This is a genomic window from Burkholderia sp. MSMB1078WGS, assembly GCF_001528895.1.
Lineage (GTDB): Bacteria > Pseudomonadota > Gammaproteobacteria > Burkholderiales > Burkholderiaceae > Burkholderia.
On the sequence record NZ_LPDI01000100.1, the window covers coordinates 84,325 to 98,464 of the forward strand.

General features: G+C 65.8%; 11 protein-coding genes. 4 read left to right on the plus strand and 7 right to left on the minus strand.

What is annotated here, in order from left to right:
• Positions 1–120: 120 nt before the first annotated feature.
• Positions 121–345 carry a hypothetical protein gene (locus WT24_RS26010; RefSeq protein ID WP_034208193.1) on the minus strand — a complete coding sequence of 75 codons (225 nt, stop codon included), beginning with the start codon at positions 343–345 and terminating at the stop codon, positions 121–123.
• A 617-nt stretch (positions 346–962) separates the two neighbouring features.
• Here WT24_RS26010 and WT24_RS26015 point away from each other — a divergent pair.
• Positions 963–2,570: a multicopper oxidase family protein gene (locus WT24_RS26015; RefSeq protein ID WP_060036304.1), complete on the plus strand. Its 1,608-nt coding sequence runs from the start codon at positions 963–965 to the stop codon at positions 2,568–2,570.
• Positions 2,571–2,750: 180 nt separating this feature from the next.
• Here the strand turns inward: WT24_RS26015 and WT24_RS26020 are convergent, their stop codons facing one another.
• Entirely contained in the window at positions 2,751–2,954 is a 204-nt protein-coding gene (locus tag WT24_RS26020) for a cold-shock protein (protein WP_034208192.1), read from the minus strand.
• A gap of 545 nt (positions 2,955–3,499) precedes the next feature.
• On the opposite strand from WT24_RS26020, the gene clpS reads away from it, so the two are divergent.
• From clpS to WT24_RS26035, 3 genes are all read left to right on the plus strand, one after another.
• Positions 3,500–3,814: an ATP-dependent Clp protease adapter ClpS gene (gene clpS, locus WT24_RS26025; protein ID WP_006398529.1), complete on the plus strand. Its 315-nt coding sequence runs from the start codon at positions 3,500–3,502 to the stop codon at positions 3,812–3,814.
• Entirely contained in the window at positions 3,811–6,111 is a 2,301-nt protein-coding gene (gene clpA / locus WT24_RS26030) for an ATP-dependent Clp protease ATP-binding subunit ClpA (RefSeq protein ID WP_059504715.1), read from the plus strand. The genes clpS and clpA overlap by 4 nt, the downstream gene beginning before the upstream one ends.
• 103 nt (positions 6,112–6,214) lie before the next feature.
• Positions 6,215–7,594 carry an amino acid permease gene (locus WT24_RS26035; RefSeq protein WP_060036305.1) on the plus strand — a complete coding sequence of 460 codons (1,380 nt, stop codon included), beginning with the start codon at positions 6,215–6,217 and terminating at the stop codon, positions 7,592–7,594.
• A gap of 212 nt (positions 7,595–7,806) precedes the next feature.
• On the opposite strand, the gene dut is transcribed toward WT24_RS26035, so the two are convergent.
• The 5 genes from dut to WT24_RS26060 all read right to left on the minus strand — a co-directional run bounded on the left by dut (position 7,807) and on the right by WT24_RS26060 (position 14,023).
• Positions 7,807–8,253 (minus strand): dUTP diphosphatase, encoded by a 447-nt coding sequence (gene dut, locus WT24_RS26040; RefSeq protein ID WP_059504717.1) that lies wholly within the window; start codon positions 8,251–8,253, stop codon positions 7,807–7,809.
• Positions 8,254–8,307: 54 nt separating this feature from the next.
• Positions 8,308–9,519 carry a bifunctional phosphopantothenoylcysteine decarboxylase/phosphopantothenate--cysteine ligase CoaBC gene (gene coaBC, locus WT24_RS26045; RefSeq protein ID WP_027808191.1) on the minus strand — a complete coding sequence of 404 codons (1,212 nt, stop codon included), beginning with the start codon at positions 9,517–9,519 and terminating at the stop codon, positions 8,308–8,310.
• 67 nt (positions 9,520–9,586) lie between these two features.
• A complete protein-coding gene (gene lspA, locus WT24_RS26050) occupies positions 9,587–10,087 on the minus strand; it encodes a signal peptidase II (protein ID WP_034208186.1) in 501 nt (166 codons plus the stop codon).
• 3 nt (positions 10,088–10,090) lie between these two features.
• A complete protein-coding gene (ileS, locus tag WT24_RS26055) occupies positions 10,091–12,928 on the minus strand; it encodes an isoleucine--tRNA ligase (protein ID WP_060036261.1) in 2,838 nt (945 codons plus the stop codon).
• A 102-nt stretch (positions 12,929–13,030) separates the two neighbouring features.
• On the minus strand, positions 13,031–14,023 hold the full coding sequence (locus WT24_RS26060) for a bifunctional riboflavin kinase/FAD synthetase (RefSeq protein ID WP_059504721.1): 993 nt from the start codon (positions 14,021–14,023) through the stop codon (positions 13,031–13,033).
• Positions 14,024–14,140: the final 117 nt, after the last annotated feature.

Here is a 14,140-nt window from a genome sequence, read left to right on the forward strand (position 1 = left end):
CGGCCGCGCAATCGCGCGAGCCGATGCATGTGCGGGCGCGGCGGGTTGAACCGTTCGCCGCCCGGCACTCAAGAAAAACGCCCCGGTCGCCCGGGGCGTTTGTCGTTGCAGGCTTGCCATTCAGACGTGAACGATTTCCCATTCCGCGATTTCGTCCGGCACTTCGAGCGTGGCCGTGTCCAGTTCGGACGGTTGCGCGCAGTCGCCGCGGGAGATGTGGTCGGCCGCCGCTTCCGGGCACGAGAATGCGCCGAGCAGGGCGTTGCCGAACGTCGCTTCCCAGCCGCCGTTTGCCGGCAGGATGTAGAACGACCCGAGCGCTGAACCAAAGCGAAATCCCTTCATTTCCGTTCTCCCTTTCTGATCACGAGCGATTCTGGTGTGCCGCCTGCCGGCTCGGCCGGCTGTGGCCCGACTGGCTGCTTGCGCCGCGTTTCGTATCGAACGAACGTCGTGGCGAAGCGTCAGTGCATGGAACAAAGTCTACGTCCGGGACCTGCTCGGATGGTGTAGGTAGAACGGCTTCTCCAAACAAATTTTCTATTTTAAAAACAAATAATTATTTCTGTTGTTTTGTATTGCGGAACGTTTTTCGGCATCGCGAAACGGGAAATTTGTGCCCTGCACCACGAATTTTTATAACGCAGTGACTTGTTCCGCATCGTGAAAAATTGGCCGGTTTGCGGATCGTCGATGCAGCGGGAGCAAGCGCGAGGTCGAGGCGGAACGCGCGAAGCTCGTTTGCACGGCGGGTGCAAGGCACGGGGAGAGGGCAGCGATGGTTGCCGAAGCGCCGCTCGGCGATGCCAAGCGTGGCGCTTGTGTCCGGCCCGGTCGCGACGCTCTGCTGCGGCGTATCGCCGCCCGCCCGGCGACGGCGTTTTTCGATGAAGGCCTGCGGTTATGATGACGCGACCGCCGCGGCTGCCGCGCGGCGCCGCATGAATAACGAGGATCGATTGATGAGACGGAGAACCTTCCTGTCGCACGCCGTTGGCGTCGCGGCCGCGTCGCTATGCGCACGCACTGCGTGGGCGCAGCATGCCGGTCACGCGGGCATGGCCGGCATGGATTCGATGACCGACATGCCGGGCATGCCGGGTATGTCAGGGACGTCAGCGCACGCGCAGCACGGTAAGCCCGCGCGGGTCGCGCTGGCGGCCTCCGACGCGCTGCCGGCCGGCGCGCCGCTGGCGACGTTGCGCACGCTGGCCAACGAAAGTCGCGAGCCCGGCACGTTCCGCGCCACGCTGGTGGCGCAGCCCGTCGCGCGTTCGATGCTGCACGGTGCGCGGCCGACCACCTTCTGGCAGTTCGGCGCGGGCACGCAAGGCCCCGTCGTCGGCCCGCTGATCGACGTGCGGGAGGGCGATACGGTCGAGATCCGGTTCGTAAACAAGCTGCCGCAGCCGTCGACGATCCATTGGCACGGCCTGCCCGTGCCGCCCGACCAGGACGGCAACCCGTCCGATCCCGTCGCGCCCGGCGCGTCGCGCGTGTATCGCTTCACGCTGCCGAAGGGCAGCGCCGGCACCTACTGGTACCACCCGCATCCGCACATGATGACCGCCGAGCAGGTGTTCCGCGGGCTGGCCGGCCCGTTCGTCGTGCGCGCCGCCGACGATCCGCTTGCCGGCTGGCCCGAGCGCCACCTGTTCGTGTCGGACCTGAAGCTTGCACGCGACGGCACGATTGCGCCGAACGACATGATGGACTGGATGAACGGCCGTGAAGGCCAGTTCGTGCTGGTCAACGGCGCGCGTCGGCCGCGCATCGACGTCGCGGGCGACGAACGCTGGCGTGTCTGGAACGCGTGCAGCGCCCGCTACTTGCGTATCGCATTCGACGACGGCCGCGCGTTCGAGCACGTGGGCACCGATGGCGGGTTGTTCGACGCGCCGCGGCGCGCGACGTCGCTGTTGATTGCGCCGGGCGAGCGCGCGGAGCTGTTGGTGCGCGCCGGCGAGCGCGCGTCGCGCGCGGTGCTGCAGGCGGCCGAGTACGACCGCCGCAAGATGGCGATGTCGCACGACGACGGCCACGGCAGTCTGCCGCCCGATCCGGCGCTGGCGTTGGCCGATGTCGCGTTTGCGCCCGCCGAGGCCCGTGCGCTGCCTGCCACGCTGCGCGCGGTGCGGCCGCTGGGCGAACCGGTGGCGCACAAGACGGTCGCGTTCGGCGAAGAAATGGACATGGACGCGATGATGAACGGCGCGACGCACGGCCGCCCGGCCGGCATGCGCTTCACGATCAACGGCGACACCTACGCGCCGCACCGCGCGACGCTGACGAGTCGTCGCGGCGACGTCGAGCGCTGGGAGATCCGCAATACGACGGACATGGATCACCCGTTCCATCTGCACGGCACGCAGTTCCAGGTCATCGAGCGGGCGTCGGCCGGTTCGCGCACGAGCGAACCGTTCCGCGCGTGGCGCGATACCGTGAACGTGCGCAGCGGTGAAACCGTGTCGATTCTCGTCACGCAAGACATGCCCGGAGAGCGCATGTTTCACTGCCACATTCTCGAACACGAGGATCTCGGCATGATGGGTACGCTGAAGGTCGTGTAACGAAACCGCGAATGTGTTCCACGTGCGGATTCGATACGCGATCCGCATGCGTGACGAGACAATGTGCGTTCAATTATCGGGATTGAACGAAAAGGCCGGCCAATCGATTATCGATTGGCCGGCCTCAAAAAAGAAACCCGGCGCTGTGCGCCGGGTTTCTTCGTCCGATATCCGATGCCTTTATGCGGCCTGGATGTTCGACGCTTGCTTGCCCTTCGGCCCTTGAACGACGTCAAAGCTCACCTTCTGGCCTTCCTTCAGCGTCTTGAAACCATTCATGCTGATAGCCGAGAAGTGCGCAAACAGATCCTCACCGCCCTCGTCGGGAGTGATGAAGCCGAAGCCCTTCGCGTCGTTGAACCACTTAACGATACCAGTTGCCATTTTCCTACTTCCCCTGTCACACAGTCGCTGCTACTTACCACGAGCACGCTCGAAAAGCTAAACGACTGAAAATACAGCCGTTCCCCCCTCACAAGCTCACCTCGGCCTCTTTCGTTTCGCCAATCGGCGAATTGAAAAAAGTGCCAGCTTGATTGTTGGCGCTCTTTATTGGAGTGTCAAGTGGAATTTTTCGACGTTTAGAGGGTCGTTGTAAAGAACCCATTTTCAGGGTTTTTCCGGCTTTGCTTTGCAGCATGCGGCCAAGCGCGAGGGCTTGAAAAGCCGCATAATCGGCTCATATACCAGGCTCGAGTGACACGCGTTCGAGTCGTCCCGGCTTGTGGGATACTGGATGCGGACACGACGTTCCGGTGCGATTCCCCCTGACGGTTCGTGTTCCGCGCCACGCGTGAAAGCCGGCACCGCAGCCGGCTTTCGTATGGCGCGAGGGCGATCGCGTGTTCCGGGATACCGGGGAGGGCGCCGGCCGGTCGGTCGGGTAATGGCAGGATTGCGGGCCTGTCCGAGTTGTTTAGAATGGGTGTATGGCGATTATCCCGGACAAGCAGGACAGTACCGTCCTGGAACGCAAGCAGCAGAAGCTCAAGCCGCCTTCGATGTACAAGGTGGTGCTGCTGAACGACGACTTCACGCCGATGGAGTTCGTCGTGATGGTGGTCCAGGAGTATTTCAAGAAGGATCGCGAGACGGCCACGCAGATCATGCTGAAGGTCCATCGCGAAGGGCGAGGGGTTTGTGGGGTCTATACGCGGGACATCGCGTCGACCAAGGTTGAGCAAGTCGTTACCCATGCGCGGCAGGCAGGGCATCCGCTGCAGTGCGTGATGGAGGAAGCATGATTGCCCAGGAATTGGAAGTCAGCCTGCACATGGCGTTCATGGAAGCACGCCAGGCGCGCCATGAGTTCATTACGGTCGAGCATCTGCTGCTGGCCCTGCTGGATAATCCGACGGCGGCCGAGGTGTTGCGCGCGTGCGCGGCAAACATCGAGGACCTGCGTCAGAACCTGCGCAATTTCATCCACGACAACACACCTACCGTCCCGGGCACCGACGATGTCGATACCCAGCCGACGCTCGGTTTCCAGCGCGTGATCCAGCGCGCGATCATGCACGTCCAGTCGACGTCGAACGGCAAGAAGGAAGTGACCGGCGCGAACGTGCTGGTCGCGATCTTCGGCGAGAAGGATTCGCACGCCGTGTACTACCTGCAGCAGCAGGGCGTCACGCGCCTCGACGTGGTGAACTTCATTTCGCACGGCATCGCGAAGACGAACAGCGGCGAAGCCGCGAAGTCGTCCGACGCGAACGCGGAAAGCGAAGACGCGAACGCGCAGAAGGAAACGCCGCTCGCGCAGTTCACGCAGAACCTGAACCAGATGGCGAAGGACGGCCGCATCGATCCGCTGATCGGCCGCGAGCCCGAGGTCGAGCGCGTCGTGCAGGTGCTGTGCCGCCGCCGCAAGAACAACCCGCTGCTCGTCGGCGAAGCCGGCGTCGGCAAGACCGCGATCGCGGAAGGCCTCGCGTACCGGATCACGCGCGGCGAAGTGCCGGACATCCTCGCGAACGCGCAGGTGTACTCGCTCGACATGGGCGCGCTGCTCGCGGGCACCAAGTATCGCGGCGACTTCGAGCAGCGTCTGAAGACGGTGCTCAAGGAACTGAAGGAGCGTCCGCACGCGATCCTGTTCATCGACGAAATCCACACGCTGATCGGCGCGGGCGCTGCATCGGGCGGCACGCTCGACGCATCGAACCTGCTGAAGCCCGCGCTGTCGTCGGGCACGCTCAAGTGCATCGGCGCGACCACGTTCACCGAATATCGCGGCATCTTCGAGAAGGACGCGGCGCTGTCGCGGCGCTTCCAGAAGGTCGACGTGACGGAGCCGAGCGTCGAGCAGACGGTCGCGATCCTGCGCGGGCTGAAGTCGCGCTTCGAGGAGCACCACGGCGTCAAGTATTCGTCGGGCGCGCTGTCGGCCGCGGCCGAACTGTCGGCGCGCTTCATCACCGACCGTCACCTGCCGGACAAGGCGATCGACGTGATCGACGAAGCGGGCGCCGCACAGCGCATCCTGCCGAAGTCGAAGCAGAAGAAGACGATCGGCAAGAGCGAGATCGAGGAAATCATCTCGAAGATCGCGCGCGTGCCGGCGCAAAGCGTGTCGCAGGACGACCGCAGCAAGCTGCAGACGCTCGATCGCGACCTGAAGAGCGTCGTGTTCGGCCAGGATCCGGCGATCGACGCGCTTGCGGCCTCGATCAAGATGGCGCGCGCGGGCCTCGGCAAGATGGACAAGCCGATCGGCGCGTTCCTGTTCTCCGGCCCGACGGGCGTCGGCAAGACCGAAGTGGCGCGTCAGCTCGCGTTCACGCTCGGCATCGAGCTGATCCGCTTCGACATGTCGGAATACATGGAGCGTCATGCGGTCAGCCGTCTGATCGGCGCGCCGCCGGGCTATGTCGGGTTCGACCAGGGCGGCCTCTTGACCGAAGCAGTCACGAAGAAGCCGCATTGCGTGCTGCTGCTCGACGAAATCGAGAAGGCGCATCCGGACATCTTCAACGTGCTGCTGCAGGTGATGGACCACGGCACGCTGACGGACAACAACGGCCGCAAGGCGGATTTCCGTAACGTCATCATCATCATGACGACGAACGCGGGCGCCGAATCGATGCAGAAGGCGACGATCGGCTTCACGACGCGCCGCGAAACCGGCGACGAGATGACCGACATCAAGCGGCTGTTCACGCCGGAGTTCCGCAACCGCCTCGATGCGATCATCAGCTTCCGTTCGCTCGATGAGGAAATCATCATGCGCGTGGTCGACAAGTTCCTGATCCAGCTCGAGGAGCAGCTGCACGAGAAGAAGGTCGACGCGCTCTTCACCGACGCGTTGCGCAAGCATCTCGCGAAGCACGGTTTCGACCCGCTGATGGGCGCGCGGCCGATGCAGCGGCTCATCCAGGACACGATCCGGCGCGCGCTGGCCGACGAACTGCTGTTCGGCAAGCTGCTGAACGGCGGCCACGTGACGGTCGACGTCGACGAGGCCGACAAGGTGCAGTTGTCGTTCGACAAGCTGGCGAATCCGCCGCACAAGCCGAACGAAGAGACGGTCGAAGTCGAGTAAGCGATAATTCGTTGTTCATGCGAACGGCGCGGGAAGTTCTCCGCGCCGTTTCGTTTTATCCGGCGCCGGCGGCGCGATGGTGGTGCAGGGGAGTGGTAACGCAGTGACACAACAACAACGGTCGTTCGACGATATCGTCGCGCGCGAACAAGGGTTGCGCCATGCGCTGACGTCGGGGCAGATGGCGATGATCGCGATCGGCGGCGCGATCGGCACGGGGCTGTTCCTCGGCAGCGGGTTCGCGATCGGGCTCGCCGGCCCGAGCGTGCTGGTTTCCTATGCGATCGGCGCGCTGATCGCGCTGCTGCTGATGGGCGCGCTCGCGGAAATGACCGTCGCGCATCCGACGGCCGGCTCGTTCGGCGCGTACGCCGAGCATTACGTCGGCCCGCTCGCGGGTTTTCTCGTGCGTTATGCGTACTGGTTCGCGGTCGTGTTCGCGATCGGCACCGAGATCAGCGCGATCGCCGTGTTCATGAAGTACTGGTTCCCGGCCGTGCCCGGCTGGTATTGGGTGATCGGCTTCTCCGCGCTGCTGATCGCGGTGAACCTCGCGAGCGTGACGTTGTACGGGACGGTCGAATACGCGTTTTCGCTGTTGAAGATCGCGGCGATCGTCGTGTTCATCGTGCTCGGCGGCTATCTCGTCTGGTCGGCGCCGGCCGCAGCGGGCATCGGTTTCGCGAACTACACCGCGCACGGCGGCTTCATGCCGAAGGGGCCGTGGGGGACGTGGGTCGCAGTGATCGTCGCGATCTTCAGCTACATGAGCATCGAAGCCGTCGCGATCGCGGCCGGCGAGGCGCGCGATCCGCAGCACGCGGTCACGCGCGCATTCCGCTCGACCGTGTTCCGGCTCGTGCTGTTCTACCTGCTGACACTCGCGCTGATGCTCGCGATCGTGCCGTGGACGCAGGCCGGCACCGACGAAAGCCCGTTCGTGAAGGTGATGGCCGCGACGCGCGTGCCGTACGCGGCGGGCGTGATCAACTTCGTGCTGTTGATCGCGGCGCTGTCGGCGATGAACAGCCAGCTCTACGTGACGACGCGGATGATGTTCAGCCTGTCGCGCGCGCGCCTCGCGCCCGCGGTGTTCGGCCGGCTCGGCGCGAACGGCGTGCCGCGCGCGGCGCTGTGGATCTCGACGAGCGGCGTCGCGGTGGCGGCCGTGCTGGTCGCGCTCGCGCCCGACACCGCGTTCACGGTGATGATGGCGATCGCGATGTTCGGCGCGCTGTTCACATGGCTGATGATCTTCGTGACGCATCTGCGGTTCCGTTCGCGGTATCGCGGCCCCGCGCTCGCGTTCCGGATGTGGGGGCACCCGTTCGGCAGCCTGCTCGGCGCCGGGCTCGTGGCCGCGATCCTGCTGACGACCGCTTTCACGCGCGAATTCCGGATGACGATGGCGGTCGGCGTCGTATTCGTCGTGCTGCTGACGCTCGCCTACGCACTGCATTACCGGCACCAACACGCGCGTTGACCGCGCCGCCGCGGCGGCCGATGCCATTCTTCACACTTACCAAGGTTCCGTTGTGCTGCTCGGCGTGCTGGTCGCGATGGTCGTCTATGCCAGCATCGCGCAGGCGCGGCGGCGTGAGCCGGCGCTCGCGCGAAGCGCGCAACTGACCGGCAAGTGACGGCGCATGAAAAGGAAAAGGGGCCGCGAGGCCCCATCTTTTCGTGCTGCGTGGCTCAGTGGCGACCGGTGCTGCCGAAGCCGCCGGCGCCGCGATCGCTCGCGGGGAATTCGTCGACGATGTTGAACTGCGCCTGCACGACCGGCACGATCACGAGTTGCGCGAGCCGTTCGAACGGGTTCAGCACGAACTCGGTCTGGCCGCGGTTCCACGTCGAGACCATCAACTGGCCCTGGTAGTCGGAATCGATCAGGCCGACGAGGTTGCCGAGCACGATTCCGTGCTTGTGGCCAAGGCCCGAGCGCGGCAGGATCAGCGCCGCATAGCCGGGATCGGCGAGGTGGATCGCGAGGCCGGTCGGCACGAGCGTGGTTTCGCCCGGCTGCAGCGTGACCGGTGCGTCGAGGCAGGCGCGCAGGTCGAGGCCGGCGCTGCCGGTGGTCGCGTAGGCGGGCAGGTAGTCGCGCATGCGCGCGTCGAGAATCTTCAGGTCGAGTTTCATGCGGTCGTCGAATCGGTCGGGAAGGGCGCGGCGGCAAGGGCCGCCTCGCGGGGATCAGATCAGGCGGTTGTCGGGCAGGCGCTTCGCGATTTCCGCGACGAGCGCATGCGCGAGTTCGTCCTTGGGCGCGCGCGGCAGGCGCGTGAGGCCGGCGGCCTCGAACAGCACGACTTCGTTGTCGTCGCGGCCGAACGTCAGCGGGCCGAGGTTGCCGACGAGCAGCGGCACGTTCTTGCGCTTGCGCTTCTCGTCGCCGTGCACGTCGAGGTCGCCGCTTTCGGCCGCGAAACCGACGCAGAACGGCGCATCGGGCAGCGCCGCGACCGACGCGAGGATGTCGGGGTTCTCGACGAACGCGAGCGCCGGCATCTTGCGGTCGGCCGTCTTCTTCATCTTGTGCTCGGCCGGCTGATCGACGCGCCAGTCGGCGACCGCGGCCACCGCGATGAAGATGTCTGCGTCGGCGACCGCATGCATCACCGCGTCGTACATCTGCTGCGCGGTCTGCACGTCCTGACGGTAGACGCCCCACGGCGTGTCGAGCGCGACCGGCCCGGCGACGAGATGCACGTCGGCGCCGGCCTGCTGCGCGGCCCGGGCGAGCGCGAACCCCATCTTGCCGCTGGAGCGGTTCGTCAGGCCGCGCACGGGGTCGAGCGGTTCGAACGTCGGCCCGGCCGTGATCAGCACGCGACGGTGCGCGAGCACCTTCGGCGCGAAGTGCGCGACGATCGCTTCATAGATCGCCTCGGGTTCGAGCATGCGGCCGTCGCCGACTTCGCCGCACGCCTGCGCGCCCGAATCCGGGCCGAGCACCGACACGCCGTCGGCGCGCAGTTGCGCGGCATTGCGTTGCGTGGCCGGGTTCTGCCACATCTGGCGGTTCATCGCGGGGACGACGAGCAGCGGACAGTCGCGCGCGATACACAGCGTCGACAGCAGATCGTCGGCGAACCCATGCGCGAGCTTGGCGAGGAAATCCGTCGACGCGGGCGCGATCACGATCGCGTCGGCTTCGCGCGACAGGTCGATATGCGCCATGTTGTTGTCGATGCGCGCATCCCACTGGCTCGTATAGACGGGCCGGCCCGACAGCGCCTGCATCGTGACGGGCGTGATGAACTGGGTGGCCGCGTCGGTCATCGCGACCTGCACGGTCGCGCCGGCCTTCACGAGCAGGCGCGTGAGCTCGGCGATCTTGTAGCAGGCGATGCCGCCCGTCAGGCCGAGAACGAGGTGTTTTCCTGCGAGTTCTGCGTGTGCCAACTCAGGCCTCCTGGGGTCAAACGGAACGGCCGGCGCGAAGCCGGCCGTCGACACGGAGTATGCGCGCTCAGCGCGAGCCGCGCACGCGCCGTAGCTCGTCGTAGATCAGCAGCACCGCACCGACCGTGATCGCGGAATCGGCGAGGTTGAACGCCGGGAAGTGCCACGCGCCGAGGTGGAAATCGAGGAAGTCGATCACGTGGCCGTAGACGAGCCGGTCGATCACATTGCCGAGCGCGCCGCCGAGGATCAGCGCGAGCGACAGGCTGAACAGCCGCTGCTGGCCGTGACGGCGCAGCAGGAAGCAGATCACGAGCGTCGCACCGACGCCGAGTGCGGTGAACGCCCAGCGCTGCCAGCCGCTCGCGGTCGACAGGAAGCCGAACGCGGCGCCGCGGTTATATACCAGCACGAGGTTGAAGAACGACGTCAGCGCATGCTGCGCGCCGTACGCGAACGTTTTCAGGATCGCGATCTTCGACAGTTGATCGAACAGGATCACGATCAGCGAAATACCGAGCCAGGGCGCGAGCGCGCCGCTGGCCGGTTTCGACAGGGTCTTCGCCATGGTTTAAGCAGCGCTCCGGATTTCGCCGTTTTCAAACAGGTTCGAGAAGCAGCGGCCGCACAGCGTCGGATGCTCGGCGTGCGCGCCGACGTCTTCGCGGTAGTGCCAGCAGCGCTCGCACTTCTGGTACTTCGACGCGGCCACGTCGACGCTTTCCTGCGCTTCGTCGTCGACCTTGACGACCGTCGCGGCCGACGTGATCAGCACGAACTTCAGGTCGTCGCCGAGGCTCGTGAGCGCGTCGTAGCGCGCGCCGCTCGCGTGCACGGCCACTTCGGCCTGCAGCGACGAACCGATGCGGTTCGCGGTGCGCGCTTCCTCGAGCGCCTTGGTCACGTTGCCGCGCACGTCGCGCAGCAGCGCCCACTTCTCGATCAGCGCGGCCGAGCCGGCGACTTCCGGATACGCATAGTAGGTTTCCGTGAAGATCGTGTCGCTGGCAGGCTGGAATACCTTCCACGCTTCTTCGGCCGTGAACGACAGGAACGGCGCGAGCACGCGCAAGAGGCCATGCGTCAGGTGGTACAGCGCGGTCTGCGCGGAGCGGCGCGCGCGCGAATCGGCGGCGCTCGTGTACAGGCGATCCTTCAGCACGTCGAGGTAGAAGCCGCCGAGGTCTTCCGAACAGTACGTCTGCAGCTTCGCGACGACCGGGTGGAATTCGTACTTCTCGTAGTGGCCGAGCAGTTCCGTCTGCAATTGCTGCGAGAACGCGACCGCATAGCGGTCGATCTCGAGCCATTCGTCGACCGGCACCGCGTGCTGCGCGAAGTCGAAATCCGACAGGTTCGCGAGCAGGAAGCGCAGCGTGTTGCGGATGCGGCGATAGCCTTCGGTCACGCGCTTCAGGATTTCCTCGGAAATCGCGAGCTCGCCCGAGTAGTCGGTCGACGCGATCCACAGGCGGATGATTTCCGCGCCGAGGCGGTTCGCGACTTCGTGCGGGTCGATGCCGTTGCCGAGCGACTTGCTCATCTTGCGGCCTTCGCCGTCGACGGTGAAGCCGTGCGTGAGCAGGCCCTTGTACGGCGCGCGGCCGTCGAGCATCGATGCCGTGAGCAGCGACGAATGGAACCAGCCGCGATGCTGGTCCGAGCCTTCGAGGTACAGGTCGGCCGGGAACTGCAGCTGATCCTTGTGCGAGCCGCGCAGCACGTGCCAGTGCGTCGTGCCCGAGTCGAACCACACGTCGAGCGTGTCGCGGTTTTTTTCGTACAGGTTCGCATCGTCGCCGATCATCTCGCGCGGGTCGAGCGACTGCCACGCCTCGATGCCCGATTGCTCGACGCGCTTCGCGACTTCCTCGAGCAGCTCGAGCGTGCGCGGGTGCAGCTCGCCGGTTTCCTTGTGCACGAAGAACGCCATCGGCACGCCCCACTGGCGCTGGCGCGACAGCGTCCAGTCCGGACGGTTCGCGATCATGCTGAACAGACGCTGCTTGCCCCAGGACGGGTAGAACGCGGTCGCGTCGACGCCTTCGAGCGCGGTTTCGCGCAGCGTCTTGCCGCCGTCGTGCGGCTTCACGTCCATGCCGGCGAACCACTGCGACGTCGCGCGGTAGATGATCGGCGTCTTGTGGCGCCAGCAGTGCATGTAGCTGTGCGTGTACTTCTCGCTGCGCAGCAGGGAGCCCGCCGCGTTCAACGCGTCGACGATCTTCGGGTTCGCATCCCAGATCGACAGGCCGCCGAACAGCGGCAGCGATTCGATATAGCGGCCGTCGCCCATCACCGGGTTGATGAAGTCGGAATCGGTCATTCCGTGCGCTTTGCACGACATGAAGTCCTCGATACCGTACGCGGGCGACGAGTGCACGACGCCGGTACCGGTGTCGGTCGTCACGTAGTCGCCGAGGTAGACGGGCGCGGTGCGCTTGTAGCCGGGGTGGGCCGACGCGAGCGGGTGGTGGAAGCGCAGGTTCGCGAGCTTCACGCCGGGCGCGGTCGCGACGACGCGGCCGGTCAGCTTGAAGTCGGTCATGCAGGCTTCGACGCGCTCTTCCGCGATGATCAGCAGCCCGCGCTCGGTGTCGACCAGCGCGTAGACGATTTCCGGATGGAGGTTCAGCGCCTGGTTGGCGGGAATCGTCCACGGCGTGGTCGTCCAGATCACGATGCCGCCCTCGGCGCGCGGCAGCGCCGCCAGGCCGAACGCCTGCGCGGTCTTTTCGGGTTCCGCGAACGGGAACATCACGTCGATCGTCGGATCGGTGCGGTCCTTGTACTCGACTTCCGCTTCCGCGAGCGCCGAGCCGCAGTCGAAGCACCAGTTGACCGGCTTCAGCCCGCGGTACACGTAGCCCTTCTCGATGATCTTGCCGAGCGCGCGAATTTCTTCCGCCTCGTTCACGAAGTTCATCGTCTTGTACGGGTTGGCCCAGTCGCCGAGCACGCCCAGGCGCTTGAAGCCGACCTTCTGCTTCTCGATCTGCTCGGTCGCGTACGCGCGCGCCTTGCTCATCACTTCGGCCGCCGGCAGCGACTTGCCGAACTGCTTCTCGATCTGGATCTCGATCGGCATCCCGTGGCAATCCCAGCCCGGCACGTACGGTGCGTCGAAGCCGGCCATGTTGCGCGACTTGACGACGATGTCCTTCAGGATCTTGTTGACCGCGTGGCCGAGGTGGATGTCGCCGTTCGCATACGGCGGGCCGTCGTGCAGGATGAACTTCGGCCGGCCCTTGCTGGCCGCGCGGATCTTGTCGTAGATACCGCGCTCTTCCCACTCCTTGACCCACTGCGGCTCGCGCTTGGGCAGGTCGCCGCGCATCGGGAACGGCGTGTCGAGCAGGTTGACCGGATACTTGGCCTGCGGTTTCGAATCGGCTTTCTTGTTGCTCATGATGGGATCGCTATCTAAATCGGGGGACGCTCGTGCGTCGTGAATCGGGGATGCGCGCGCGTCGGCGGCGCGAGGGTGCGGCGCGGTGCGCCGCCGGCCGGATCAGCTAATTCGGTCGGTGGCCGACGTCGCGAAGCCGGTCGCGCGGCTGCCCGGCGCACGGTCGCGCTCGGCGAAGTACGCGCGCGCATTCGCGACGTCGAGCGCGATCGCCCGCGACAGCGCCTCGAGATCGTCGAACTTCGCCTCGTCGCGCAGCTTCTTCAGAAATTCGACGCGGATCAGTTTGCCGTATGCGTCGCCGTGCCAGTCGAGCAGATGGACTTCGAGCAGCGTGCGGCCGGAATCGTCGACCGTCGGGCGCAGCCCGAGGCTCGCGACGCCCGGCAGCGGGGTGGGGCCGAGGCCGTGCACCTGCACGACGAAGATGCCCTTGAGCGCCGGCCGCTTGTGCGCGATCGGCAGGTTTAGCGTCGGAAAGCCGAGATCGCGGCCGAGCTTCAGCCCGTGCGCGACGTGGCCGCTGATCAAGTAGCCGTGGCCGAGCGCCTGCGCGGCCGCGTCGAGATCGCCGGCGGTGAGCGCCGCGCGCACACCGGAGCTGGAAATGCGCGTGCCGTCGCTGCCGGCGACCGTGCCCATCTGCTCGACTTCGAAGCCGTACTGCTCGCCGGCTGCCTTCAGCGTGTCGAAGGTGCCCGCGCGTTTCGCGCCGTAGCAGAAATCGTCGCCGACCATCATCCAGCGCGTGTGCAGCCCGTTCACCAGTGTGCGCTCGACGAACGCCTGCGGCGACTGGCTCGCGAAGGTGTGATTGAAGTGCTCGACGACGACGCGGTCGACCCCGTGGTCGCGCAGCGCCTCGAGCTTGTCGCGCAGCATCGCGATGCGCGGCGGCGCGCCGGCCGGGTTGAAGAATTCGCGCGGGTGCGGCTCGAACGTCATCACGCACACGGGCAGGCCGCGCGCGTCCGCTGCCGCGCGCACGCGCGCGAGCAAGGCCTGGTGGCCGCGATGGACACCGTCGAAGTTGCCGATCGTCAGCGCGCACGGGGCGCGGCTCTCGGCGTTGGGCAGGCCGCGGAAGACTTTCACGATAGCGGATGCAGCGTCGGGGAATGGGCGGTGGGATGCCGCAAAGCAGAAGATTATAAACGTTCGGGCGGGCCGGCGGCCGAGAAGGCGGGAAACGCGAGGGCGAATGGTAAAATT

Coding starts and splice junctions, on each gene's coding strand:
- WT24_RS26010 (WP_034208193.1), bottom strand. CDS start 345: ATGAAGGGATTTCGCTTTGGTTCAGCGCTCGGGTCGTTCTACATCCTG.
- WT24_RS26015 (WP_060036304.1), top strand. CDS start 963: ATGAGACGGAGAACCTTCCTGTCGCACGCCGTTGGCGTCGCGGCCGCG.
- WT24_RS26020 (WP_034208192.1), bottom strand. CDS start 2,954: ATGGCAACTGGTATCGTTAAGTGGTTCAACGACGCGAAGGGCTTCGGC.
- clpS (WP_006398529.1), top strand. CDS start 3,500: ATGGCGATTATCCCGGACAAGCAGGACAGTACCGTCCTGGAACGCAAG.
- clpA (WP_059504715.1), top strand. CDS start 3,811: ATGATTGCCCAGGAATTGGAAGTCAGCCTGCACATGGCGTTCATGGAA.
- dut (WP_059504717.1), bottom strand. CDS start 8,253: ATGAAACTCGACCTGAAGATTCTCGACGCGCGCATGCGCGACTACCTG.
- lspA (WP_034208186.1), bottom strand. CDS start 10,087: ATGGCGAAGACCCTGTCGAAACCGGCCAGCGGCGCGCTCGCGCCCTGG.
- ileS (WP_060036261.1), bottom strand. CDS start 12,928: ATGAGCAACAAGAAAGCCGATTCGAAACCGCAGGCCAAGTATCCGGTC.